The organism is Nocardioides sp. SLBN-35 (assembly GCF_006715725.1).
GTDB lineage: Bacteria > Actinomycetota > Actinomycetes > Propionibacteriales > Nocardioidaceae > Nocardioides.
In genome coordinates, this window is sequence record NZ_VFNU01000001.1 from 4,710,018 (window position 1) to 4,733,285 (window position 23,268).

At 72.3% G+C, this 23,268-nt stretch carries 21 protein-coding genes and 1 pseudogene; 11 read left to right on the top strand and 11 right to left on the bottom strand.

All coding sequences use genetic code 11. The features are described from left to right. The gene (locus tag FBY23_RS22680) at positions 1–1,185 is read right to left on the bottom strand and encodes a thiolase family protein (protein ID WP_141800211.1); all 1,185 of its coding nucleotides are present in this window, start codon (positions 1,183–1,185) and stop codon (positions 1–3) included. Positions 1,186–1,257: 72 nt separating this feature from the next. Here FBY23_RS22680 and FBY23_RS22685 point away from each other — a divergent pair, with 72 nt between their 5' ends. Further along, the gene (locus FBY23_RS22685) at positions 1,258–2,154 is read left to right on the top strand and encodes a LysR substrate-binding domain-containing protein (protein ID WP_141800212.1); all 897 of its coding nucleotides are present in this window, start codon (positions 1,258–1,260) and stop codon (positions 2,152–2,154) included. Here the strand turns inward: FBY23_RS22685 and FBY23_RS22690 are convergent. Continuing rightward, positions 2,144–2,599, bottom strand: coding sequence for a MarR family winged helix-turn-helix transcriptional regulator (locus FBY23_RS22690; RefSeq protein WP_141800213.1), 456 nt, complete (start codon positions 2,597–2,599; stop codon positions 2,144–2,146). The genes FBY23_RS22685 and FBY23_RS22690 overlap by 11 nt on opposite strands. A gap of 62 nt (positions 2,600–2,661) precedes the next feature. Between FBY23_RS22690 and FBY23_RS22695 the strand changes: the two genes are divergently transcribed. Continuing rightward, positions 2,662–3,003: a hypothetical protein gene (locus tag FBY23_RS22695; protein WP_141800214.1), complete on the top strand. Its 342-nt coding sequence runs from the start codon at positions 2,662–2,664 to the stop codon at positions 3,001–3,003. A 30-nt stretch (positions 3,004–3,033) separates the two neighbouring features. Here FBY23_RS22695 and FBY23_RS26760 read toward each other — a convergent pair. From FBY23_RS26760 to benA, 6 genes and pseudogenes are all read right to left on the bottom strand, one after another. Next, positions 3,034–4,182 (bottom strand): annotated as a pseudogene (locus FBY23_RS26760) (benzoate/H(+) symporter BenE family transporter); the annotation flags it as partial. Beyond that, the gene (locus tag FBY23_RS22705; RefSeq protein ID WP_141800216.1) at positions 4,179–5,462 is read right to left on the bottom strand and encodes an MFS transporter; all 1,284 of its coding nucleotides are present in this window, start codon (positions 5,460–5,462) and stop codon (positions 4,179–4,181) included. The gene FBY23_RS22705 and the pseudogene FBY23_RS26760, both read right to left, overlap by 4 nt. A gap of 189 nt (positions 5,463–5,651) precedes the next feature. After that, positions 5,652–8,255: a LuxR family transcriptional regulator gene (locus FBY23_RS22710; protein WP_222117916.1), complete on the bottom strand. Its 2,604-nt coding sequence runs from the start codon at positions 8,253–8,255 to the stop codon at positions 5,652–5,654. Positions 8,256–8,283: 28 nt separating this feature from the next. Next, positions 8,284–10,767: a benzoate 1,2-dioxygenase electron transfer component BenC gene (gene benC, locus FBY23_RS22715; protein WP_141800217.1), complete on the bottom strand. Its 2,484-nt coding sequence runs from the start codon at positions 10,765–10,767 to the stop codon at positions 8,284–8,286. Between the two features lie 10 nt (positions 10,768–10,777). Continuing rightward, on the bottom strand, positions 10,778–11,305 hold the full coding sequence (benB, locus tag FBY23_RS22720) for a benzoate 1,2-dioxygenase small subunit (RefSeq protein ID WP_174245238.1): 528 nt from the start codon (positions 11,303–11,305) through the stop codon (positions 10,778–10,780). Beyond that, positions 11,302–12,657: a benzoate 1,2-dioxygenase large subunit gene (gene benA / locus FBY23_RS22725; RefSeq protein WP_141800218.1), complete on the bottom strand. Its 1,356-nt coding sequence runs from the start codon at positions 12,655–12,657 to the stop codon at positions 11,302–11,304. The genes benB and benA overlap by 4 nt, the downstream gene beginning before the upstream one ends. Before the next feature lie 211 nt (positions 12,658–12,868). Here benA and FBY23_RS22730 point away from each other — a divergent pair, with 211 nt between their 5' ends. From FBY23_RS22730 to FBY23_RS22750, 5 genes are read left to right on the top strand one after another with little or no spacing between them, the layout of a single operon-like run. Continuing rightward, on the top strand, positions 12,869–13,804 hold the full coding sequence (locus FBY23_RS22730) for a LysR substrate-binding domain-containing protein (RefSeq protein WP_141800219.1): 936 nt from the start codon (positions 12,869–12,871) through the stop codon (positions 13,802–13,804). Between the two features lie 7 nt (positions 13,805–13,811). Further along, positions 13,812–14,915 (top strand): mandelate racemase/muconate lactonizing enzyme family protein, encoded by a 1,104-nt coding sequence (locus tag FBY23_RS22735; RefSeq protein ID WP_141800220.1) that lies wholly within the window; start codon positions 13,812–13,814, stop codon positions 14,913–14,915. Positions 14,916–14,947: 32 nt separating this feature from the next. Continuing rightward, positions 14,948–15,799, top strand: a complete 852-nt coding sequence (gene catA / locus FBY23_RS22740) for a catechol 1,2-dioxygenase (protein WP_141800221.1) — start codon at positions 14,948–14,950, stop codon at positions 15,797–15,799. After that, positions 15,799–16,074: a muconolactone Delta-isomerase gene (gene catC / locus FBY23_RS22745; protein ID WP_141800222.1), complete on the top strand. Its 276-nt coding sequence runs from the start codon at positions 15,799–15,801 to the stop codon at positions 16,072–16,074. Before catA ends, catC begins: the two co-directional genes overlap by 1 nt. Continuing rightward, entirely contained in the window at positions 16,074–16,865 is a 792-nt protein-coding gene (locus FBY23_RS22750; protein WP_222117917.1) for an alpha/beta fold hydrolase, read from the top strand. Before catC ends, FBY23_RS22750 begins: the two co-directional genes overlap by 1 nt. Positions 16,866–16,882: 17 nt before the next feature. Here FBY23_RS22750 and FBY23_RS22755 read toward each other — a convergent pair whose 3' ends face one another. The 3 genes from FBY23_RS22755 to FBY23_RS22765 all read right to left on the bottom strand — a co-directional run bounded on the left by FBY23_RS22755 (position 16,883) and on the right by FBY23_RS22765 (position 19,319). Further along, the gene (locus FBY23_RS22755; protein ID WP_141801220.1) at positions 16,883–17,740 is read right to left on the bottom strand and encodes an IS5 family transposase; all 858 of its coding nucleotides are present in this window, start codon (positions 17,738–17,740) and stop codon (positions 16,883–16,885) included. A gap of 296 nt (positions 17,741–18,036) precedes the next feature. Continuing rightward, positions 18,037–18,894, bottom strand: coding sequence for an IS5 family transposase (locus FBY23_RS22760; protein WP_141801220.1), 858 nt, complete (start codon positions 18,892–18,894; stop codon positions 18,037–18,039). A gap of 122 nt (positions 18,895–19,016) precedes the next feature. Beyond that, positions 19,017–19,319, bottom strand: a complete 303-nt coding sequence (locus FBY23_RS22765) for a chorismate mutase (protein ID WP_141800223.1) — start codon at positions 19,317–19,319, stop codon at positions 19,017–19,019. 154 nt (positions 19,320–19,473) lie between these two features. On the opposite strand from FBY23_RS22765, the gene FBY23_RS22770 reads away from it, so the two are divergent. The 4 genes from FBY23_RS22770 (at position 19,474) to FBY23_RS22785 (ending at position 23,266) form a co-directional block, all read left to right on the top strand. Beyond that, positions 19,474–20,829, top strand: a complete 1,356-nt coding sequence (locus FBY23_RS22770) for a TrpB-like pyridoxal phosphate-dependent enzyme (RefSeq protein ID WP_141800224.1) — start codon at positions 19,474–19,476, stop codon at positions 20,827–20,829. 39 nt (positions 20,830–20,868) lie between these two features. Beyond that, positions 20,869–21,315 (top strand): GNAT family N-acetyltransferase, encoded by a 447-nt coding sequence (locus FBY23_RS22775; protein WP_160158339.1) that lies wholly within the window; start codon positions 20,869–20,871, stop codon positions 21,313–21,315. A gap of 94 nt (positions 21,316–21,409) precedes the next feature. Beyond that, the gene (locus FBY23_RS22780) at positions 21,410–22,591 is read left to right on the top strand and encodes an RtcB family protein (RefSeq protein ID WP_141800226.1); all 1,182 of its coding nucleotides are present in this window, start codon (positions 21,410–21,412) and stop codon (positions 22,589–22,591) included. 57 nt (positions 22,592–22,648) lie between these two features. Continuing rightward, positions 22,649–23,266 (top strand): hypothetical protein, encoded by a 618-nt coding sequence (locus FBY23_RS22785; protein WP_141800227.1) that lies wholly within the window; start codon positions 22,649–22,651, stop codon positions 23,264–23,266. Positions 23,267–23,268: the final 2 nt, after the last annotated feature.

Here is a 23,268-nt window from a genome sequence, read left to right on the forward strand (position 1 = left end):
TCAGGAGGCCTCCGGGTTCTCGAGGACGACGGCCAGACCCTGGCCGACGCCGATGCAGATGCCGGCGACGCCCCAGCGCCGGCCGGTCTCGCGCAGCACCTTGGCGAGCGTGCCGACCAACCGGCCGCCGGACGCGCCGAGCGGGTGGCCGAGCGCGATCGCGCCGCCGCGCTGGTTGACGATCTCCGGGTCGATCGGCCAGGCGTCGACACAGGCGAGCGACTGGACCGCGAAGGCCTCGTTGAGCTCGACCGCGCCCACGTCGGACCACGAGATCCCGGCACGGGCGAGAGCCGCGTTGGCCGCCTCGACGGGCGCGTAGCCGAAGGCCTGCGGCTCGAGGGCGTACGCCGCCCGGCCGGCCACGCGTGCCAGGGGCGTCGTACCGATCCGGTCGGCGGCGGCCTCCGAGCCCAGCAGGACGGCGGACGCGCCGTCGCTGAGCGGGGAGGCGTTGCCGGCGGTGATCGTGCCGTCCTTGCGGAAGACCGGCTTCAGCCCGCCGAGCGACTCGGTGGTGCTGCCGGGCCGGATGCCCTCGTCACGGGCGAGCTCGGTGCCCTCGACGGGGACGACCAGGTCGTCGTAGAAGCCGTCCTCCCACGCCTGGTGGGCGAGCCGATGGGAGCGGGCGGCGAACTCGTCCTGGCGCTCGCGGGAGATCCCGAACCTCTCCTGCAGCTGCTCGTTGGCCTCGCCGAGGCTGACCGTCCACTCCTTCGGCATCCGCGGGTTGACCAGCCGCCAGCCGAGGGTGGTGGAGACCGCGGTGACGTCGCCGGCCGGGAACGCGCGGTCGGGCTTGGGCAGCACCCACGGGGCGCGGGTCATCGACTCGACGCCGCCGGTGAGGACGATGTCGGCGTCGCCGGTCTCGATGGTGCGCGAGCCGACCATCACGGCGTCCAGGCTGGAGCCACAGAGCCGGTTGACCGTGGTGGCCGGCACGCTGACAGGTACGCCGGCCAGCAAGGTCGCCATCCGGCCGACGTTGCGGTTGTCCTCCCCCGCGCCGTTGGCGTTGCCCCAGACCACGTCGCCGATCGCGGCGGGGTCGAGGTCGGGGGTGCGGGCGAGGACCGAGGAGACGACGGCGGCACCGAGGTCGTCGGTGCGGACGCCGGCGAGGGCGCCGTTGAACCGGCCGAACGGGGTGCGGACCGCTGCGTAGACGAAAGAGCTCACGACACCGACGCTAGGCGCGCGAGTTGATATTGTGAAGGATCAGTATTCGACACGATTGAAACGAATTCAGATATGGATCTGCTGCGCCACCTGCGGTACTTCGTCACCGTCGCCGAGGAGCGCCACTTCGGCCGCGCCGCCGAGCGGCTGCACATGGCCCAACCGCCACTGTCCCAGCAGATCCGCCGCCTGGAGGCGGAGGTTGGCGTCGAGCTGTTCGTCCGCACCACCCGTCGCGTCGACCTCACCGCGGCCGGGTCCGCCTATTTGGCGCGGGCCCGAGCGATCCTGGCCGAGGTGGACGACGCGGCCGACGAGGCCCGCCGGGTCGCGGCCGGCGCGGTCGGCCACCTCGCCATCGGGTGCGTCGGATCCGCGACGTACAGCCTGCTGCCGGCCCTCTCCCGCCGGCTGGCCGAGGAGCTGCCCGGCATCGACTTCGCATTCCGCGGCGAGATGCTCGTCGCCGACCAGGTCGAGGCCCTGCGCGCCGGCGCCATCGATCTCGCCCTGCTGCGCCCCCCGGTCGACGACGCCGCCCTCGCCGTCACAGTGCTGCGGGAGGAGCGACTCGTGGTCGCCGTACCCGTGGGACACCGGCTCGCCGCCCGCAAGCAGGTCCGGGTCGCCGACCTCGCCACCGCCGACCTGATCGTGCACTCGGCCGGCCGCCGGTCGGCGATGTACGACGTGGTGCGCGGCCTGTTCGCCGAGGCCGGCGTGACGCCGCGCATCCGCCACGAGGTGGGCGAGACGTCGACCCTGGTGACCCTCGTCGCCGGCGGACTCGGCGTGGCCGTGGTCCCCGAGCCGGTGGGCGCGCTGACTCTCGACGGCGTCGCCTACCGCCCGCTCGTGCGCCCGGCCCGGAGCGTCGAGCTCGCGGTGGCGCACCGGGCCGAGCGCACCGAGCCTCACCTGCACCGGACACTGGCGGTGCTGCAGGACCTGATCAGGGTCAGCGGGTAGCGGCGATCACCGCCGTGAGCCGGGCGTGCAGCTCGAGCAGCTCCTCGACCGGCATCCCGAGTCGCTCCACGATCGCCGGCGGGATCGCCTCCGCGTCGTCGCGCAGCGCCCGGCCGCGCTCGGTCAGCACCACGGCCAGCGCACGCTCGTCGCGCGGGTCGCGCTCGCGCCGCAGGTAGCCGGCCGCCTCCAGCCGCTTGAGCAGCGGCGAGAGCGTGCCCGGGTCGAGGTCGAGCAGCTTCGACAGCTCGGTGACGCGCAGCGGCTCGCTCTCCCACAGCGCCAGCATCACGAGGTACTGCGGGTGGGTCAGGCCCAGCGGCTCGAGCAGCGGCCGGTAGAGCGCGATGACGTTGCGCGAGGCGATCGCCAGGGCGAAGCAGACCTGCTGGTCGAGCGCCAGCGGATTCTCCGGCTGCGGACGGGAATCAGAGGCACTGGGCATGTTGTTAGTGTAGCAATAGTTGGTGTACAAATTATTGGCCCACCATGAACGGAGCAGATCCGATGAGCATCGACACCGCGCCCCGCCGACGCCGCCACCTGATGGATCCGGCCCACCCGGTCCGTCCCGTCAACGACCGGGCACTGACGAACGTGCAGCGCTGGGTGATGTCGACCCTGGTGGTCTTCACCGCCGCCCACCTGGCGGCGGGGATGGTGATCGCGGCGCTCGAGATCGAGCCGTCAGCGGGCGCCGCCCGGGTCGGCCTGAACGTCATCGGCGGTGCCTTCATGGCGATCGCCGTGGTCGCCGCCCGGAAGATCCACGGCCGCCCGGGCCTCACCACGTGGCTGCTGGTCGCGCCGCTCGTCACGGCGGTCGGGCTCTGGCTGACGTACCGCTGAGGGGCGAGCGGCCAGCCAGGTCGCCACGACCCCGGTCACCAGCCCCCAGAAGGGCGCACCCAGCGAGAGGAAGCTGACGCCCGACGCGGTGACCAGGAAGGTCAGCAGGGGCGCGGTGACGTCGGGACCCGCGAAGGCCGAGGCGAAGGCGCCCTGCAGTGCCCGGAGCAGGGCGAGCCCGGCCAGCGCCGCCACGAAGGCAGGAGGCGCGGCCCCGAGGAGCGCGACGGCGAGCGGGGCGAGCATGCCGAAGCAGATCGCGACCACGCCGCAGACGATGCCGGCGGCGTACTGGCGCTCACGGCGCCCCGAGGCGGTGAGCAGGGCGTTGGTCGGTCCGGTCAGGCAGCTGCTGATCGCGCCGACGGCGGCCGACGGCAGCGAGACCAGGCCGCACGCGATCGTCACGAACCGCATCGGCGCGCGGTGGCCGGCGGCCGCGAGGACCGCCATCCCCTGGGCGTTCTGGACGAACACGACGGTCACCGCGAGCGGCAGCACGAGCTCGGCGGCCGCGGCCCAGGAGAAGGTCGGCACCTGCAGCACGGGTACGGCGAGCACGCTGCCCGGCCACGCGACCGGCTCGACCGTGCGGGTGACGAGCACGGCCACGACGCCGGCGAGGACAGCCGCGACGACGGGCGGCAGCACCGCGCGCACCCGTGGGAGCAGCGCGACGACGGCGAAGGCGGCGACCATCGGGGCGGCGACCCCGGCCGTCGTACCGACGGCGGAGACGAGCCCGGTCCCGAAGCCGAGGAAGACACCGGCCACCATCGCCATCACCACGGGCGTGGGCAGGGCAGCCATCAGCCGGTCGACGCGGCCGACCAGGCCGAGGACGACGAGCAGGACCGCGGTGAGGAGGTAGGCGCCGAGGACGTCGGACCACGGCAGGTGCGCGGCTGCCTGGCCGACCAGCGCGGTGCCGGGGATGGTCCAGAAGAAGGCCAGCGGCTGCTGGTGCGCCCAGGAGGCGACGACCGTCAGCACGCCGTTGAGCACGAAGACCCCGAAGATCCACGAGCTGACCAGGTCGGGCCCCAGGCCCGCGCTCGCCGCGGCCGTCAGGATCACCGCGACCGGACCGGTCATCGCGAAGATCGCGCCGACGACGCCGTTCGCGACCTCGGTCGGGCCGAGGTCGCGGACGACGTGCTTCAGGCGGGGACGGGTCACGTGCGCGCCACGACCAGGTCACCCTGCCCGCCGGCGACCGGGGCGGACTCCTCCTCGGCGCGCGAGCGCGGGACGAGCAGGGTCACGACGGCGCCGGCGACGGCGACCGCGGCGAAGATGCGGAACGCCGTACCGCCGCCCAGGCCGGCGCCGACGAGGGCACCGCCGATGACCGGGCCGAGGATGCCGCCCAGCCGGCCGAACCCGGCGCACCAGGCCACACCGGCGCCGCGGGCCGAGGTCGGGTAGTAGTTCGACACCAGGCCGTAGACGAGCACCTGGGTGCCGATGGTGCCGATGCCGGCGACCGCGACGGCGAGCACGAGGGCGCCGGCCGGCAGGCCGAGCGGGAGGAGCAGCAGCGCGGCAGTGGCCATCAGGAAGGTCGTCGCGACGACGCTTCGGGCGCCGAGCCGGTCGGCGGCGGTGGAGGCGAGCAGGCCGCCGACGATGGCACCGCCGTTGAGGACGAGCAGGAAGGTGAGCGCCCAGTCCTTGCCGTAGCCGTTCTGGCCCATGATCTCGGGAAGCCAGGTGTTGAGGCCGTAGGTCAGCAGCAGGCCGGCGAAGCTCATCGTGCCGAGCAGCAGGGTGGCCGGTCCGTAGTGGCGGCTGGCGAGCGCGGCGAAGCCGACCCGCTCCGCGGCGGCCCGGGGGCGGCCACGCTCGGCGAGCCACTTCGGGGACTCGGGCAGCTTGAGCAGGGCGAGCGGGAACAGCACGACCAGCGGCAATGCTCCCACCCAGAACAGGCCGCGCCAGCCGGTGACGTCGTCGAGGACCAGTGCGACGAGCGCCGCGAGGACACCGCCGGCGGGCACGCCGCTGTAGACGAGCGCGTTGTAGCGGTTGCGCTGCCCGGCGGGCGCGAACTCGGCGACCAGCGCACCGACGGTCGCGACGAGCGCGCCGACGCCGATGCCGGTCAGGAACCGGCCGATCCCGAAGGTGGCCACGCTGTGGGTCGTCGCGGTCACCCCCATGCCGACAGAGAACCAGACGATGTTGACCAGCACCACCCTCCGGCGACCGATCCGGTCGGCGACGGCGCCGGCGGCCAGCGCGCCGACGAGCACGCCGACCAGCGCGTAGCTGCCGAGGCGGCCGGCCGCGGCCGGGGTGATCGTCCCGAGCTGGCTCGGGTCGCCGAGGAGGACGGGGACGACGGTGCCGTAGACGACGAGGTCGTAGCCGTCGAAGACGAGGGCGGCGGCGCACAGCGCCACCACCCAGGCGACGGTACGGCGATCGCCGGGTGCGGTGGGTGAGGTGGTGGTCATCAGGCTGCTCCTGCGGGAGGGATCGGGTCGGAGCACGACCCTGCCAAGGCGTGACCGCGGTCACACGAGGGCTTTTGCCGGTCCTGACCCGGGTGGGGATCCATCACCGTCGGCGATCAATCCACCCTCCCCGTGGTCGGTCCACAGGAGGCGCGGAGCGGGGGCGTCAGAGCGTGAAAAGCGGCCGGCTCACCGCGACCGCCGCGCGGCGAGCTCTGCCCGCGAGCGGACCCCGAGCTTCGCGTAGACCCGGGTGAGGTGGAACTGCACGGTCTTCACCGAGAGGAACAGCTCGGCGGCGACCTCCTTGTTGCTGCGGCCCTGCGCGACCAGTCCGGCCACGGCCTCCTCCTGCGGGGTGAGGTCGTCGAACTCGCGGTGACCGCGGACCACGTTGACTCCGCCGGCGGCCAGCTCGCGGTCGCAGCGCGCGACGTACGTCGCGGCACCGAGCGCGAGATAGGCGTCGCGGGCGGTGGTGATCACGGCGTCCGCCTCGGCCCGGCGGCCGGCGCGGCGCAGGGTCTGGCCGTAGGCGAAGTGGACGCGGGCCCGGTCGTAGCGCAGTGGCAGCGGCTCGAGCAGCGCGATCGCCTCCTGGAAGCAGGCGCGGGCGGCGTCGAGGTCGCCGCGCACGCCGTACCAGCGGCCGCGGGCGTAGGCGAGGCGGGCGGTCGCGGAGGCGTGGCCGTGCTCGCGGGCGACCTCCTCGTGCCGGGTCAGGAAGGCGTCGGCCTCGTCCTGCCGGCCGACCAGGACGAGGGCGTTGGCGTGCACGTCGGCCCACGGCCAGTAGCCGGGCTGCTCGACCCAGTCCCGCGCCCACGGCTGGGTGAGCGGCGCGAGGGCGCGGACGACGGACGGGTAGTCCGCCCGTGCCTCGCTGTACGCCGCCCGGGCCAGTGCCGCCGGCACCCGCATCAGCTCGTAGTCGCGGCTCGCGGCGTCACCGGTGCGCAGCGACTGCTCGGCGGCGTCCCAGTCCCCGCGCAGGGCGAGCACCTGGGTGCGGGTCCAGGCGAGCAGCGGCACCAGCAGGCTCATCCCGGAGCGCTGCGCGACCTCGAGCCCGGCGGTCGACGTACGCATCGCCTCGTCCCAGTCGCCGGCCTGGAACTGCACGCGCGCCAGCCAGCCCCGCGCCCACAGCGAGATCCGCAGCGAACCGCCCAGGAAGTCCGTGGGTACGGCGCTCTCGAGCTCCTCGCGCGCCCGGTCGGGGTCGTCGGCGGCGAGGTGCAGCCAGCCGGTCGCCATCGTGACCCGCTGCGCGACCGGTCCCTCGGGCACCCGCTCCATCAGCGCGCGGTAGCCGTCGAGCGCCACGTCGATCCCCTCGGTCGGCGCGACCCCGAGCCCGCGGACCGCGGCGGCCTCGACGGCGGTCGGCGCGGCCGGGTCGACCAGCTCCATCGCGCGGTCCGCCCAGGTGACCAGCTCGCGGGGCCGGCAGCGGGCGAGGTGGTGCAGCACGTAGCGCTGGGCGACGAGGGACGCCGTGCCCGGCTCGCGCCGCGGGTTGACCAGCTCCCACGCCCGGCCCAGCCGGCTCTCCGCCTCGGCGGGCCGGCCGCGGACGACGGCCAGGTAGCCGAGGACCGCGTTGCGCAGCGGGGTCTCGCGCAGCGACTCGAGCTCGGGCAGGTAGCGCGAGGCGCGCGGCACCTCCCCTGCGCCGACCAGGGCGTCGACCCCGCGGACCAGCCGGTCGCCCCGGGCCTCGCGGTCCGCGCTCGCCTGCGCCGCGAGGACCAGCAGGTCGGCCGCGGCGCTCCACGCGCCCTGGCCGGCCCGCTCCCCGGCGAGCGCGTCGAGCCGGTCGGCGAGGTCGTCGTCGGGACGCGGGTGCGCGAACCAGCGGTGCCGCAGTGCGACGGCCGGGTCGGCGACGACGTCCGCGGCGCGCTCGTGCAGCTCGGAGCGACGGACCGGGCCGAGGTCGTCGAGCACCGCCCGGCGTACGACGGGATCGGGCAGCCGGGTCCAGGCGTCGTGCTCGTCGAGGCTGAGCAGCAGCCCGCCGCGCAGGGCATCGCCCATCGCCGCCGTGGTGCCGTCGAGCCCGGCGACCGCGCCGGCGTCCTCCACCGGGACCGCCCGGGCATGGCGGTCGGCGGTCTCCAGCACCGCGACGGCCTGCACGAGCGAGCGGCCCGCATCGTCGAGCGCACCCAGCGCGGCCCGCACCGCGCGGGAGGCGGTGGCCGGGGCGGGCAACGCGAACCACGGCGCGGTCCAGTCGCTCGCGGGTACGTCGTCCAGCAGCTCGACCACGTGCCGGACCCGGCCGCCGGTGTGCCGCAGCAGCCGGTCGACCTGGCTCGCGGGCAGCACCACGCCTCGCTGCTCGGCGATGGCCGCGACGTCCTCACCGGTGAGCGCGGCGAGCGGCAGCACCTGGTCGGCCGCCGCACGGACGCCGTCGAAGAGCAGGTCCTGCGCGGGATCCGCACCACCGGGCACCTGCCAGCCGAGCACCACCCGCGGGCCGTTCGCGGCCCGGGCAGCGCTGACCAGGGCCTGCACGGAGGAGGGGTCGGCGTGGTGCGCGTCCTCCAGCACCACCAGGTCCCCCGCGCCGGGCACGACACCGCCGAGAGCCGATCCCGGCGCGTCCTCCCACGACAGCCCGAGCAGCCGGTGGACTGCGTTCGCCCTGTCTGCGTACGCCCGCAGGAAGGTGCTCAGCCCGCCTCCCGCCGGCGCCGTGACGAGCACCAGTCGTGCCTCGGTGCCGGCCAGGTCGTCGAGCGCTCGACGCCGGGTCGGCACCAGGGACGGGCCGGGGGTCACAAGGTCACCGTAGGGCCTGGGCCGGACCTCAGCCGAGGTCGCCACCGGCGACGGGCAGGACCGTCCCGGTGATGTAGGTGGCCTCGTCGGAGGCGAGGAACGTGATCGCCGCCGCCTGCTCGTCGAGGGTGCCGTAGCGGCCCATCAGCGAGGAGTCGAGGGTCTGGTCGATGTGCGCCTGGAACCACGCCCGCTCGGTCGCGGTGCGCGGTTCGGGGGTGCCGCGCGAGATCCGGCGGGGCGGGGCCTCGGTGCCGCCGGGAGCGGTCGCGACGACGCGGATCCCGCGGTCGGCGTACTCCAGGGCCAGGGAGGCGGTGATCGCGTTGATGCCGCCCTTGGCCGCCGAGTAGGGGATCCGGTGGATGCCGCGCGTGGCCGCCGACGAGACGTTGACGATCACGCCGCTGCCGCGCTCAACCATCCCGGGCAGGGCCGCGCGACAGGCCAGCAGCGTGGTCATCAGCGAGCGGTCCAGCTCGGCGGCGATCTCCTCGGCGCTGAACTCGGTGAACGGCTTGAAGTTGATCGCGCCACCGACGTTGTTGACCAGGACGTCGATCCGGCCGAACCGCTCGCGGACCGCGTCGGCCAGGACCGAGGCACCGGTCCAGGTCTCGAGGTCGCAGGTCACGGGTACGGCGTTCGCGCCCTGCCCGGTCAGCTCGTCGGCCAGCTCCGCGACCAGCTCGGAGCGGTCGGCCAGCACCAGCGCGCCGCCCTCGGCGGCGATCCGGCGCGCCACCTGGGCGCCGATGCCCTGGGCCGCGCCGGTCACCACGACGACCTTGCCGGCGAACCGCCCCGGCGTGACGAAGCGCGGCCGGGTGGCGGCGGTGGCGTCGGACATCGCCCGGCGCATGGTCTGCTTCGACCGCTCGGCGTGGGCGACGATCAGCTGCCGGGCGACCTCGCGGTCGCCGGCCTCGAACGCCTCGACGATCTCGACGTGGTCGACCGCGCAGCGCGGGTGGCACCACGTCGCGTGGCGCAGCACCTCGCCCATCCGGCCCTTCACGCCCAGGGCCTGGTAGGCCTGCAGCAGGTGCTCGTTGCGGGTCTGCACGAACAGGTAGTCGTGGAAGGCGGCGTTGGTCTCGGTGTACGCCGCGGCGTCGACGAAGTGGTCGCCGTCGACGTACGGCAGGGTGGCCTCGGCCAGCAGCCGGTAGCCGGCGAGCTGCTGCGAGCCGAGCCGGCCGATGGTCAGCTCGAGGGCGCCGAGCTCGAGCGCCTCGCGGGCCTCGAAGATCGCGTCGGAGGACTGCACGTCGGGGTGCTCCTCGCCGATCTCGTACTCACCCGCCGTGTCGTCGCCCGCCTCGTCGTTCCCCGGATCGGCGGCACGCGCTGCGAACACGGTGCGGCCGGCGATCCCCCGTGCGTCCCCGGCGATGATCAGCTCGTCCTCGGGGTCGGCGCCGGTGTCGACCACCGCTGCCGGCGCCGCCACCGTCGGCGCGGCCGCCTCGGGCACTGCCAGCGCGAACTTCTCGTAGTAGAACCCGGTGGGCTCGATGCCGGCGTCCGCGACGTGGGTGCGCACGGCCTCCACCATGGGCGGCGGGCCGCACAGGTAGATCGCCACGTCGCCGTCGTAGAGGTGCTCGGGGCGGATCAGGCTCATCACGTAGCCCTTGTTGGCCGCGGTGCTCGCCGGGTCGGACACGCAGTGGTCCCAGGTGAGGCCGGGCAGTCCGGCCGCGACGTCGGCGATCTGGTCGAGCGCGACCAGGTCCTCGTCGGTGCTGACGCCGTAGACCAAGTGGGCCGGGCGGGTCGAGGCGTCGGCGCGCATCTTGCGCAGCATCGACAGCACCGGCGCCAGGCCGGTGCCGCCGGCGAGCAGCAGCACCGGCCGCTCCGTCTCGCGGAGGAAGAACGAGCCGTGCGGCCCGGTGAAGCTCAGCTCGTCGCCGACGGCCGCGCGCTCGGCCAGCCAGGTCGACATCGCCCCGCCGGGCGTGAGCTTGACCAGGAACGACAGCCGCTCCTCGTGGGGCGCGCTGCTGAAGGAGTAGGACCGCGTGACGTCGGTGCCGGGGACGGCGATGTTGACGTACTGGCCCGGCAGGAAGGCGAGCTCACCTCGGTTCGGGATCTCGACGGCCAGCTCGACGGTGGTGGCCGAGAGCCGGGTCAGCTCGGTGACCCGGGCGTCGTACGTCGCCGCGCGGGTCTTCGCGACCTCGGACGTGCTGGCGACCTGCAGGACCAGGTCGGAGCGCGGCCGCATGCTGCACGGCAGCACGTAACCGCGGTCCGCCTCGTCGGCGGGCAGCGCGTCCTCGATGTAGGTGCCGGCGTCGTACTCCCCCGACTCGCAGAACGCCTTGCAGGTCCCGCACGCGCCGTCGCGGCAGTCGAGCGGGATGTTGATCCGCTGGCGGTACGACGCGTCGGCCACCGTCTGGTCGGCGCGGCAGGTGATGAACCGGGTGACGCCGTCCTCGAAGGACAGCGCGACCTGGTGGGTCGCGACCTCCGTGATCGGCTCGGTGTCGACGGACATCGGGTCCCCCTCAGAAGTGGTAGACGTCGACGACGTGATGGATGTAGTCGTTCTTCAGCACCACGGTCTTGCGGCGGATCAGCGGCTGCTCGCCGGTGAAGTCGATCGTGTAGAACGACGTGCCGTAGTAGGGATCGACCGTCTTGTAGCGGAAGTACATGGTGTGCCAGTTGAAGCGCACGTCCACGATGTCGCCGCGACGCTCGATCACCTCGACGTTGCTGATGTTGTGGCTGGTCCGCGGCTCCGGGATCGAGGTCGCCGACGAGCGCTCGGTGCGGATCCGGAAGATCCGGTCCTCCAGGCCGCCCTTGTTGGGGTAGTAGATGAGCGAGACGTCCTTCTCCGGGTCCTCGACGAGCTCGTCGTCGTCGGTCCACGCGGGCATCCAGTAGACGACGTCGTCGGCGTAGCACTCGAGCCACTTCTCGAACTCGCGGTCGTCGAGATGGCGGGCCTCGCGGTAGAGGAACTGCTCGATCCCGTTCTGGGTGATCAGCTTCGCGCCGGTGTCGGCGGCCAGGGCGTTGGTGCTCACCGGCCCGCCTCCTTCTCCAGGGCGGCGAGCATGGTGTCGCGCCAGTAGCCGTGCTGGACGGGGTAGAGCCCCTCGTCCTCGTTCTTCAGCCCGGCCGAGATGACGCCGTCCATGCCGAGGGACGTCGCGACCTCGTCGGGTCCGGTCAGCCAGTGCTCGGCGCCGCGGCTCATGTCGTTCCAGGGCGCCGCGGTGGCGCGGAAGGTGAGCTGGCAGGAGCGGAACTCCTCCAGGTCGTCGGGCGTCGCCATCCCCGAGGCGTTGAAGAAGTCCTCGTACTGGCGGATCCGCCAGGCGCGCGACTCGGCGCTCTCGCCCTTGGGGGCGATGCAGTAGATGGTGACCTCGGTCTTGTCCGGCGCGATCGGGCGGAAGTGCCGGATCTGCGTGGAGAACTGGTCCATCAGGTAGACGTTCGGGTACAGGCACAGGTTGCGGGAGCCCTTGACCATGAACTCGCCCTTGGCGTCGCCGTACTGCGCCTTGAGCTCGTCCAGCCGGTCCCACAGTGGGCGGTCCTGCGGGTTGCCGGCCCAGGTCCACAGGCACAGGTGGCCGTTGGGGTAGGACCAGTAGCCGCCGCCCGACTTGCCCCACTGGCCGGCGTCCAGGGTCTTGGTCGAGTTCGCGGACTCACCGGTGTTGCGGCGCGAGGTGGTGGCCGCGTAGTTCCAGTGCGTCGCGGTGACGTGGTAGCCGTCGGCACCGTTCTCGGCCTGCACCTTCCAGTTGCCGTCGTAGGTGTACGTCGACGAGCCGCGCAGCACCTCGAGCCCGTCGGGCGACTGGTCGACGAGCATGTCGATGACCTTGGTCGTGTCGCCGAGGTGGTCGGCCAGCGTGCTGACGTCCTCGTTGAGGCTGCCGAACAGGAAGCCCCGGTAGCTCTCGAAGCGGGCCACCTTGGTCATGTTGTGCGAGCCCGCGGTGTCGAAGGACGGCGGATAGCCCGCCCCGTCGGGGTCCTTGACCTTGAGGAGGGTGCCGTCGTTGCGGAAGGTCCAGCCGTGGAAGGGACAGGTCAGCGTCATCCGGTTGTCGGTCTTGCGCCGGCAGATCATCGCGCCGCGGTGCGCGCAGGCGTTGATCAGGCAGGTCAGCTCGCCGTCCTTGCCGCGGGTGATGACGACCGGCTGACGCCCGATGTACGTCGTGAAGTAGTCACCCGGGTTCGCGACCTGGCTCTCGTGGGCGAGGTAGATCCAGTTGCCCTCGAAGATGTGCTTCATCTCGAGCTCGAAGACGTCCTCGTCGGTGAAGATCCGCCGGTTGGCGCGGTAGATCCCGGCCTCCGGCTCCTCGACGACGGCGTCGGCCAGCACGCTGCCGATCCGGTCCAGCATCTCGGTCATGGGTCCTCCCGGGGGTCTGTGTCGGACGATGCCGGGAACTCAAGCACTCCGTGGCGGTCGTCACACGAGGCGTTTTGCTAGGTCTTGGCCGGGGTCGGATTCATAATTGGGAGTTATGAATCATCGAACTATTGGTCTTTGTGTTTCTGGATGGCCCGGATCTAGCGTGGTGGGACCGCGTGACGCCCACCACACAGGCCGGAGGTGACCCATGGATCTCAAGCAGCTGCGCTACTTCGACGCCGTCGCGGAGACCTGTCACTTCGGCCAGGCGGCCGAACGCCTCCACCTCGCCCAGCCCGCCCTCTCCCAGGCCGTACGACGCCTCGAGGCCGAGCTCGACGTCCTCCTCCTCGCCCGGACCACCCGGCAGGTCAGCCTGACCCCGGCCGGCGAGTTCTTCCACCGCGAGGTGCGCCGCATCCTCGGCGACCTCGACGCCTGCGTGGTCGGGACCCGCAGCATCGCCGAGGGCAGCCGCGGGCTGCTCCGGGTCGGCTTCACCGGCACCAGCGCCTTCACCCAGCTGGCCCGCCTGTCGCGCATCGTCCGCGCCTCGCTGCCGGGCGTCGCGCTCGAGGTGCAGGCCGACCTCCTGACGCCGGGCCAGGTGGAGCGGCTGACCGACGGCCGGCTCGACCTGGGCGTGCTGCGCGGCCCGGTCGCCGAGCCCGGCATCGAGACCCGGTCCCTGCTCCAGGAGCCGCTGGTGCTCGCGCTTCCCGCCGACCACCGGCTCGCCGCCGAGCCCGCGCTCGAGGTCGTCGACGTCTCCGCCGACGAGTTCGTGGCCTACGCCGACACCCGCTCGGCGGTCAACGAGGCGATGGTGTCGAGCTGCCTGCGCGCCGGCTTCTCCCCCAACATCACCCATCGCGCGCCCGGCACCGCCGCACTCCTCGCCCTCGTCGCCGCCCAGCTCGGCGTCGCCCTGGTGCCCGAGTCGGTGCGCAGCATGCAGCTGCAGGGCGTCGTGTTCCGCGACGTCGCCGACGCCGCGACCATCGACCTCTCGCTCGCCTGGCGCGCGGACGACCCGTCGGCCCTGGTGGCCGGCGCGCTCGACGTACTCGACCGCAACGGGTTCTTCACCGCCGCCCCCACCCCGACGACCTCCCCGATCACCTCCCCGATCACCGCCTCCTGAGGACCCCATGAAGATCACCGCGATCGAGGCGATCCCGTTCCGGATCCCCTACGTCAAGCCGCTCAAGTTCGCCAGCGGCGAGGTCCACGTGGCCGACCACGTGCTGGTCCGCGTGCACACCGACGACGGGCTGGTCGGAGTCGCCGAGGCGCCGCCGCGGCCGTTCACGTACGGCGAGACGCAGCGCGGCATCCTCGCCGTGATCGAGACCATCTTCGCCCCCCAGGTCGTCGGCCTCGCGCTCACCGACCGCGAGCAGATGACCGCGCTGATGGGCCGCACGGTCGGCAACCCGACCGCGAAGGCCGCGATCGACATGGCGGTCTGGGACGCCCTCGGCCGCACCCTGGGGCTGCCGGTCTCCGAGCTGCTCGGCGGCTACACCGACCGGATGCGGGTCTCCCACATGCTCGGCTTCGACCAGCCGGCCGCGATGGTCGCCGAGGCCCAGCGGATGCGCGAGGTCCATGGCATCACGACCTTCAAGGTCAAGGTCGGCCGCCGCCCTGCGGCGCTCGACGTGGCCGTGGTCCGGGCGCTGCGCGAGGGGCTGGGCCCCGACGTCGTCCTGTACGTCGACGGCAACCGCGGCTGGACCGCGTCCGAGTCCGCCCGCGCGATGCGGCAGATGGCCGACCTCGACCTCGCGTTCGCCGAGGAGCTCAGCCCCGCCGACGACGTGCTCGGGCGGCGCTGGCTGGTGCAGCAGCTCGACGTACCGTTCATCGCCGACGAGTCGGCCACCACGCCGGCCGAGGTGACCCGTGAGGTGCTCGGCGGCTCGGCGACGGCGCTCTCGATCAAGACCGCCCGCACCGGGTTCACCGGCTCGCAGCGGGTGCTCCACCTCGCCGAGGGACTCGGCCTCGAGGTGGTCATGGGCAACCAGATCGACGGCCAGCTCGGCTCGATCTGCTCCGTCGCCTTCGGCGCCGCCCACCAGCGCAGCAGCCTGCACGCCGGCGAGCTGTCCAACTTCCTCGACATGAGCGACGACCTGCTCACCGAGCCGCTCCGCATCGAGAACGGCGAGCTCGCCCTGCGCCCCGGCGCCGGGCTCGGCGTCGAGATCGACGACGACAAGCTCCGCCGCTACCGCACCGACGTCTGAACCGCACCACCCCAACCCGAGAGGACACCGCCATGACCACCGAGGTCGCCACCGCCGCCGCTTCCGGCGCCAGCGCCACCGAGCGCTTCCACTCCGACAAGTCGCCCTTCGCCGCCGTCGCCGGCACCCCGCCCGAGCGGGTCGACCGCCTGGCCCGACGCGTGCTCGACGCCGTCTACCAGACGGTCCGCGACGAGAAGGTCACCTACGACGAGTTCAACGCGCTCAAGGCGTGGATGATCAACGTCGGCGAGGACGGCGAGTGGCCGCTGTTTCTCGACGTGTGGCTCGAGCACGTCGTCGAGGACGTCAACACCGCCCACCGCGAGGGCAACAAGGGCTCCATCGAGGGCCCCTACTACGTCCCGGGCGCCCCGGAGCACGGCAGCAAGGGCACCATCGAGATGCGCGAGGGCGAGTCCGGCACCCCGCTGGTGTGGACCGGCAAGGTCACCTCCACCGACGGCACCGTCCTCGAGAACGCGCTGGTCGAGCTGTGGCACGCGGACGCCGACGGCTTCTACTCGCAGTTCGCCCCGGGCATCCCGGAGTGGAACCTGCGCGGCAACTTCCGCACCGACGCCGAGGGCGGCTTCGAGATCCACACGATCCAGCCGGCGCCGTACCAGATCCCGACCGACGGCTCCTGCGGCAAGCTGATCGCCGCCGCCGGCTGGCACGCCTGGCGTCCTGCCCACCTGCACGTGAAGGTGTCCGCGCCCGGCCACGAACTGCTCACCGCACAGCTCTACTTCCCCGGCGACGAGCACAACGACGACGACATCGCCTCGGCGGTGAAGCCGGAGCTGCTGCTCGCCCCCGTCCCCCAGGCCGACGGCTCGGTCACCGTCGACTACGGCTTCGTCCTCGACCCGGTCCGCTGATGCTCTTCTGTGTCCGGATGGACGTCTCGATCCCGCGCGACCTCGACCCTGCCGAGAGGGAGGACACGGTCGCGCGGGAGAGGGCGTATTCCCAGGAGCTGCAGCGGGGCGGCGAGTGGGCGCACATCTGGCGCATCGTCGGGCTCTACTCCAACATCAGCATCTTCGACGTCGAGTCGAACGCGCGCCTGCACGAGATCCTGTCGAACCTGCCGCTGTTCCCCTACATGCAGATCGAGGTCACGCCGCTGACCGAGCACCCGTCGGCGATCTGATGCTGCCCTCGGTCGCGGTCCGCCACCTCGCCGGCCTCCCCGGGCGGCCGCTGCTGGTCGTCGGCCCGTCGCTCGGCACGACGGTCGACCGGCTCTGGGGGTCGGTCGCGTCCGCCCTGCCCGGCTGGAACGTCCTCGGCTGGGACCTCCCCGGCCACGGCGCGAGCCCGGCGGTCGACCGGCTGACACCGGGCTTCTCCCTGGCCTCGCTGTCCGCGGCGGTGGCGGCGGCGGTCGCCGAGGTGGCCGACGTCCCGTTCGCCTACGCCGGCGACTCGGTCGGCGGCGCTGTCGGGCTCCAGCTCGCTCTCGACCATCCGGCGCGGGTGACGTCGCTGGCGGTGCTGTGCAGCGAGGCCGCCTTCGGCACCTGGCCCACGTGGCCGGAGCGGGCTGCCCTGGTCCGTGCCGAGGGGATGGCGCCGATGGTGGCGTCCTCGCCCGCGCGGTGGTTCGGGTCCCGGGTCGGCGAGTCGGACGGGCGCCGCGCCGCCGCGGCCGCCGACCTGGCCGCGGTGGACCCGGAGAGCTACGCCCGCGCGTGCGAGGCGCTCGCCGGCTTCGACGTGCGCCCGCGCCTGGGCGAGGTGGGCGTTCCCCTGCTCGCGGTCGCCGGCGCCGACGACCTCGCGACCCCGCCGGCCGTGATGGCCGAGCTCGCGGCCGCCGTACCGGACGGGCGGTCGGAGGTGCTGCCGGGAGTCGGCCACCTGGCGCCGTACGAGGCGCCGGAGGAGGTCGCGGCGCTGCTGCTCGCCCACCTCACCTCGCCTGCACCCGCTTGTAACTAAGAGATTCCGCGGGTAGGTCACGGCTGGCGGGCCGGTCGGGTGTCCCAACGGTGGGTGGTCCAAGCGGCTCGGAGGAGTTGCCGGGTGATGATCACAGCGTTGGCGAGCGCGATGAAGGCCGCGATGACGCGGGTACGGCGTTCGGTGCAGATGGCGAGTTTCTTGAACCCGCGGGTGTGCCAGGCATGGGTGCGTTCGACGACCCATCGCCGACCGGCTTGGAGGGGGTGGCCCTTCTGAGAGATCACCGCTTGGCAGCCGAGCTCGTCGAGCAGGTCGCGGGTGGTGGCACTGTCGTAGCCGGCGTCGAGATGGACGGTGATCTCGTCGGGTAAGCCGATGCCGAACCCGATACCGAGGCGGGTCTCGAACCGGCCCAGTGTCTCCAGGGTCGGGCGCAAGAACGGTGAGTCGTGTCGGTTCCCGGGCGCGATGACGCAGCCCACGGGGATGCCGTTGCCGTCGGTGAGCAGGGAGCGTTTGGTGCCGAGTTTCCCTCGATCCACGGGGGATCTGCCGGCTGCTTGACCCCCGCAGGGCGCTTTGGCCAGGCAGCCGTCGGCGGTCACATCGGCCAGGTCGAGTCCGACGATGCGGTCGTAGGCATCGAGGCAGGCCTGTTCGAGTGCTTCGAAGATCCCGGCGGCGATCCACTCATCGCGGCGGTTGCGGATGGTGGTCGCCGAGCAGGTGTGGTCAGCGATCTTGTCGTAGGCGGCGCCGAGGACGAGGACTTGGACGAGTTTGTCGAAGACGACGCGGTCGGGGATGCGCGGGTTGTGGCAGCCCAGGGGGTGGGTGTCGATGTGTTCGGGGATCAGCGCGGCGAACTGGTCCCAGACCGGTTCGATGACAGAGGATGGCAGGGCAGGCACGAGCACCTCGGGGAACAGAAGGCGGCTTTAGACACCTCTTCTGCTACCGAGGCTCGTGCCTGTCCTGCTTCACCGACACGCGCCTACCCGCGGAATCTCTAAGTGTTACGTGCCCAAAACCCGTGCCACAGCGCCGTGGTAGTAGCAACAACGCCCGGGAGGACGGAGTTCAACGTGACTGCGGACACCGGGGGCTGGACGCTCCGACCTGACGAACCACCCGGGCGTTGTTGCTACTACCCTGGCGCTCCGACACCGAATTCCGAGCTGTAACACTTAGAGATTCCGCGGGTAGGTCACGGCTGGCGGGCCGGTCGGGTGTCCCAACGGTGGGTGGTCCAAGCGGCTCGGAGGAGTTGCCGGGTGATGATCACAGCGTTGGCGAGCGCGATGAAGGCCGCGATGACGCGGGTACGGCGTTCGGTGCAGATGGCGAGTTTCTTGAACCCGCGGGTGTGCCAGGCATGGGTGCGTTCGACGACCCATCGCCGACCGGCTTGGAGGGGGTGGCCCTTCTGAGAGATCACCGCTTGGCAGCCGAGCTCGTCGAGCAGGTCGCGGGTGGTGGCACTGTCGTAGCCGGCGTCGAGATGGACGGTGATCTCGTCGGGTAAGCCGATGCCGAACCCGATACCGAGGCGGGTCTCGAACCGGCCCAGTGTCTCCAGGGTCGGGCGCAAGAACGGTGAGTCGTGTCGGTTCCCGGGCGCGATGACGCAGCCCACGGGGATGCCGTTGCCGTCGGTGAGCAGGGAGCGTTTGGTGCCGAGTTTCCCTCGATCCACGGGGGATCTGCCGGCTGCTTGACCCCCGCAGGGCGCTTTGGCCAGGCAGCCGTCGGCGGTCACATCGGCCAGGTCGAGTCCGACGATGCGGTCGTAGGCATCGAGGCAGGCCTGTTCGAGTGCTTCGAAGATCCCGGCGGCGATCCACTCATCGCGGCGGTTGCGGATGGTGGTCGCCGAGCAGGTGTGGTCAGCGATCTTGTCGTAGGCGGCGCCGAGGACGAGGACTTGGACGAGTTTGTCGAAGACGACGCGGTCGGGGATGCGCGGGTTGTGGCAGCCCAGGGGGTGGGTGTCGATGTGTTCGGGGATCAGCGCGGCGAACTGGTCCCAGACCGGTTCGATGACAGAGGATGGCAGGGCAGGCACGAGCACCTCGGGGAACAGAAGGCGGCTTTAGACACCTCTTCTGCTACCGAGGCTCGTGCCTGTCCTGCTTCACCGACACGCGCCTACCCGCGGAATCTCTTAGTTACAAGGTCCGGCGAGCCTCAGTCCTCGTTCGCCTCCGCGAATTGCTCGTGGTTGCGGATGACCTCCGCGATGATCACGTTGAGGATCTTCTCGGCGAAGTGCGGGTCGAGCCCCGAGCTCTCCGCCATCGACCGCAGCCGCGCGATCTGGACCGCCTCACGCGCGGGATCGGCCGGCGGCATCGAGGCGCGCGCCTTGAGCCGGCCCACGGCCTCGGTGCACTTGAACCGTTCCGCCAGCAGGTGCACGAGGGCGGCGTCGAGGTTGTCGATGCTCGACCGGAGTCGGTGGAGCTCGGCCCGGGCGTCGTCAGCACTCACACCCCGAATCCTGCCCTACGCGGCGTGGTCGTTCGAGGCCAGCGTCCGACAGGCGGCACCGCGCGGCGGAGCTGTCACACGTGGACGGCACCAGCGGACCCGGCCGGCAGGCCTAGGATCCGAGGTCCCGAGAGACCTACCGAGAGGACGCCCCATGAGCGACGACCAGGTGATGTACACACTCGAGCCGGACGAGCAGCCGACCCGCTGGTACAACATCGTCGCCGACCTGCCGACGCCTCCCCCGCCGCCGCTGCACCCGGGTACCCACGAGCCGGTCGGCCCCGACGACCTGGCGCCGCTGTTCCCGCCGGAGCTGATCGCGCAGGAGGTCACCGCGGAGCGGTACGTCGACATCCCGGAGCCGGTGCTCGACGTCTACCGGCAGTACCGGCCCAGCCCGCTCTACCGAGCCCGCCGCTGGGAGCAGAAGCTCGGCACGAGCGCCCGGATCTACTACAAGTACGAGGGCGTCTCGCCGGCCGGCTCGCACAAGGTCAACACGGCCGTGCCGCAGGTCTACTACAACAAGATCAACGGCATCACCCGCCTGACAACGGAGACCGGCGCCGGCCAGTGGGGCACGGCGCTCTCCTACGCCAGCGCGCTGTTCGGCGTGACCTGCGAGGTGTGGCAGGTCGGGGCGTCGTACGACACCAAGCCGCAGCGCCGCACCCTGATCGAGGTCTTCGGTGGCACGGTGCACCGCTCGCCGAGCCGGATGACCGAGTCGGGCAGGGCGTTCCCCGAGGAGCACCCGGGCTCGCTCGGGATCGCGATCTCCGAGGCGGTCGAGGTCGCGGCGCAGGACCCGGAGGCCAAGTACGCGCTGGGCTCGGTGCTCAACCACGTGCTGCTCCACCAGACCGTGATCGGCGAGGAGGCGCTGCTCCAGCTGGCCAAGGCCGGCGAGTCCGGGGCCGACCTGGTCGTCGGCTGCGCGGGCGGCGGCTCGAACTTCGCGGGGCTCGCCTTCCCGTTCCTGCGGGAGAAGCTCGCCGGCAACCAGGCGCCGCGGATCCTCGCGGTCGAGCCGAGCTCGTGCCCGACGCTGACCCGCGGCGAGTACCGCTACGACTTCGGCGACACCGCCGGCCTCACCCCGCTGATGAAGATGCACACGCTCGGCCACGACTTCGTTCCCTCGACCATCCATGCAGGTGGCCTGCGCTACCACGGCATGGCGCCGCTGGTCTCGCACGCCGTCAACGAGGGCCTGATCGACGCGGCCGCCCTGCACCAGAGCGAGTGCTTCGAGGCCGCGGTCGAGTTCGCCCGCACCCAGGGCATCGTCCCGGCACCCGAGTCGTCCCACGCCCTGGCCCAGGTACGACGCGAGGCGCTCGCCGCGACCGAGGCCGGGACGTCGCCGGTGATCGTGGTCGGCCTGTCCGGGCACGGGCTGCTCGAGCTCGGCGCGTACGAGAGCTTCCTCAGCGGCAGGCTCGAGGACGACCCGCTGTCGGACCAGGCGCTGACCGAGGCGCTGGCGAACGTCCCGGTGGTCTGAGTCGTGGGCGTCCACGTCCGACCGGCCACGCCTGCGGACGTGGACGCCGTGGTGGCGGTCGGCCACGCCACGTGGCCGGCCGTCTACACCCCGATCGCCGGCGAGGAGTACGTCCGTCGCGGCTTGGCCGAGTGGTGGTCGCCCGAGGGCACCGCGCAGGCGATCGCCGCCGGGCGGGTGCTCGTGTCCGAGTCCGACGGACACGTGACCGGCGTGGCGACGTACTCCCTCGACGGCGACGTCGTCGACCTCTGGAAGCTGTACGTCGTGCCCTCGGCGCAGGGCACCGGTGCGGGCGCCGCGCTGCTCGATGCGGTCGTGTCCGGCCCCGGCGCCGGGGCGAGCGCGATCCGGCTCGCGCACCTGGCCGGCAACGACCGGGCCCGTGCGTTCTACGAGCACCACGGGTTCAGCGAGACCCACCGCACCGCCGGCGAGCTCGGCGGTCCCGACAGCGTGTGGATGCGGCTACCGCTGCGGAAATGACGTGTGCAACGCATTTCCGGGCACCTAGCCTCGTGCGCCGGTCCGCACCCTGCGGACCCATGACACGAGAAGGGCCACGACGCAGGACACCACGATGGACAAGATCACCCCGAAGCTCCTCAGCTGGGCTTCGATCCTCGAGCAGGGCACCCGCGACCAGGCGGTGACGACGGCGAGCATGCCGTTCATCCACCCCCACCTCGCACTGATGCCCGACGCTCACCTGGGCCTGGGCGCGACGGTGGGCTCGGTCATCCCGACCCTCGGCGCGATCATCCCGGCCGCGGTCGGCGTCGACATCGGCTGCGGCATGATCGCCGTGCGCACCCGGTTCACCACCGACCAGCTGCCCGCCGACCGCCGCGTGCTGCGGGAGGCCATCGAGCGGGCGGTCCCGCTCTCGGCCGGCGCCGCCAACCGCACGATCAGCAGGGACCACACCGAGCGCCGGCTCGCCGAGCTCACCGCGCTGGCCGAGCAGGCGGGCTTCGAGCCCGGCCGGTACGCGAAGCAGTGGGAGCTGCAGCTGGGCACGCTCGGGTCCGGCAACCACTTCATCGAGGTGACCGCCGACGAGGAGCAGCGGGTCTGGCTGTTCCTCCACTCGGGGTCGCGGGGCGTCGGCAACAAGATCGCGCAGAAGCACATCAAGGTCGCCCGCGACCTGTGCGCGAAGTGGTGGATCGAGCTGCCCGACAAGGATCTCGCCTACCTCGCCGAGGGCACCGACGAGTTCTGGGCCTACATCCGTGAGATGCGGTGGGCGCAGCGCTACGCCCTGCTCAACCGCGAGGAGATGATGGACCGGGTGGTCCGGCAGTTCGCGGAGTGGGTGGGCCTCGGCTCCGCCGACGACGTCGAGCGGGTCGAGGAGATCAACTGCCACCACAACTACACCGAGCAGGAGCGCCACTTCGGGCGCGACGTGTGGCTGTCCCGGAAGGGTGCGATCAACGCGGAGGAGGGCCGGCCCGGCCTGATCCCGGGGTCGATGGGGACGGCGTCGTACGTCGTCAGCGGGCTCGGGAACCCGGTCGCCCTCAACTCGGCTCCGCACGGTGCCGGGCGGGAGTACTCCCGGTCGAAGGCCCGCCGGACCTTCACCCGCGACCAGCTGCGGGAGGCGATGGCGGGCATCGAGTACCGCGACACCGACGCGTTCATCGACGAGATCCCGGCGGCGTACAAGGACATCGACCGGGTGATGGCCGACGCCGCCGACCTCGTCGAGGTCCGGCACGTGCTGCGCCAGATCGTCAACGTGAAGGGCGACTGAGCACCCGATGCGGGGGTGCCGGTGACAGCGGCCGGGGCGGTCGGTTTGAATGTCCGGATGGAGGACGACCATCCCGACGTGACCGACCTGCCCTGGCCGCTGACCGGTGCCGACGCCCTGCGCGACGAGCTGCTGGCGGCCTACGGCGACCCGAGCCGCGGGCACCACGGCACCCGCCACCTCGCCGAGGTGCTGCAGCGACTCGGTGAGCTGGCCGCCGCCGGCGCGGCGTACGACCGCACGCCGGTGCTGTTGGCGGCGTGGTTCCACGACGCCGTGTACGACGGCGAGCGCGACGCCGAGGAGCGCTCGGCCACCTGGGCCGAGGACGCGCTGCCCGCCCACACCGACGACGCGACCGTGGCCGAAGTGGCCCGGCTGGTGCGGCTCACCGAGCACCACCGCCCCGAGCCCGACGACGCCAACGGGTGCGCCCTCTCGGACGCCGACCTGTCCATCCTCGCCGCCGCGCAGGAGCGCTACGACGAGTACGTCGCCGCAGTCCGCTCGGAGTACGCCCACCTCGACGACGACGTGTTCGCCGCCGGCCGGGCCGAGGTGCTGCGGGCGCTGACCGACACCCCGACGCTGTTCCGCACGGCACACGGGCGCAGGCAATGGGAGCAGACCGCGCGGGCCAACGTCGCGCGCGAGCTCGCCGGGCTGCCGGCCTAGTG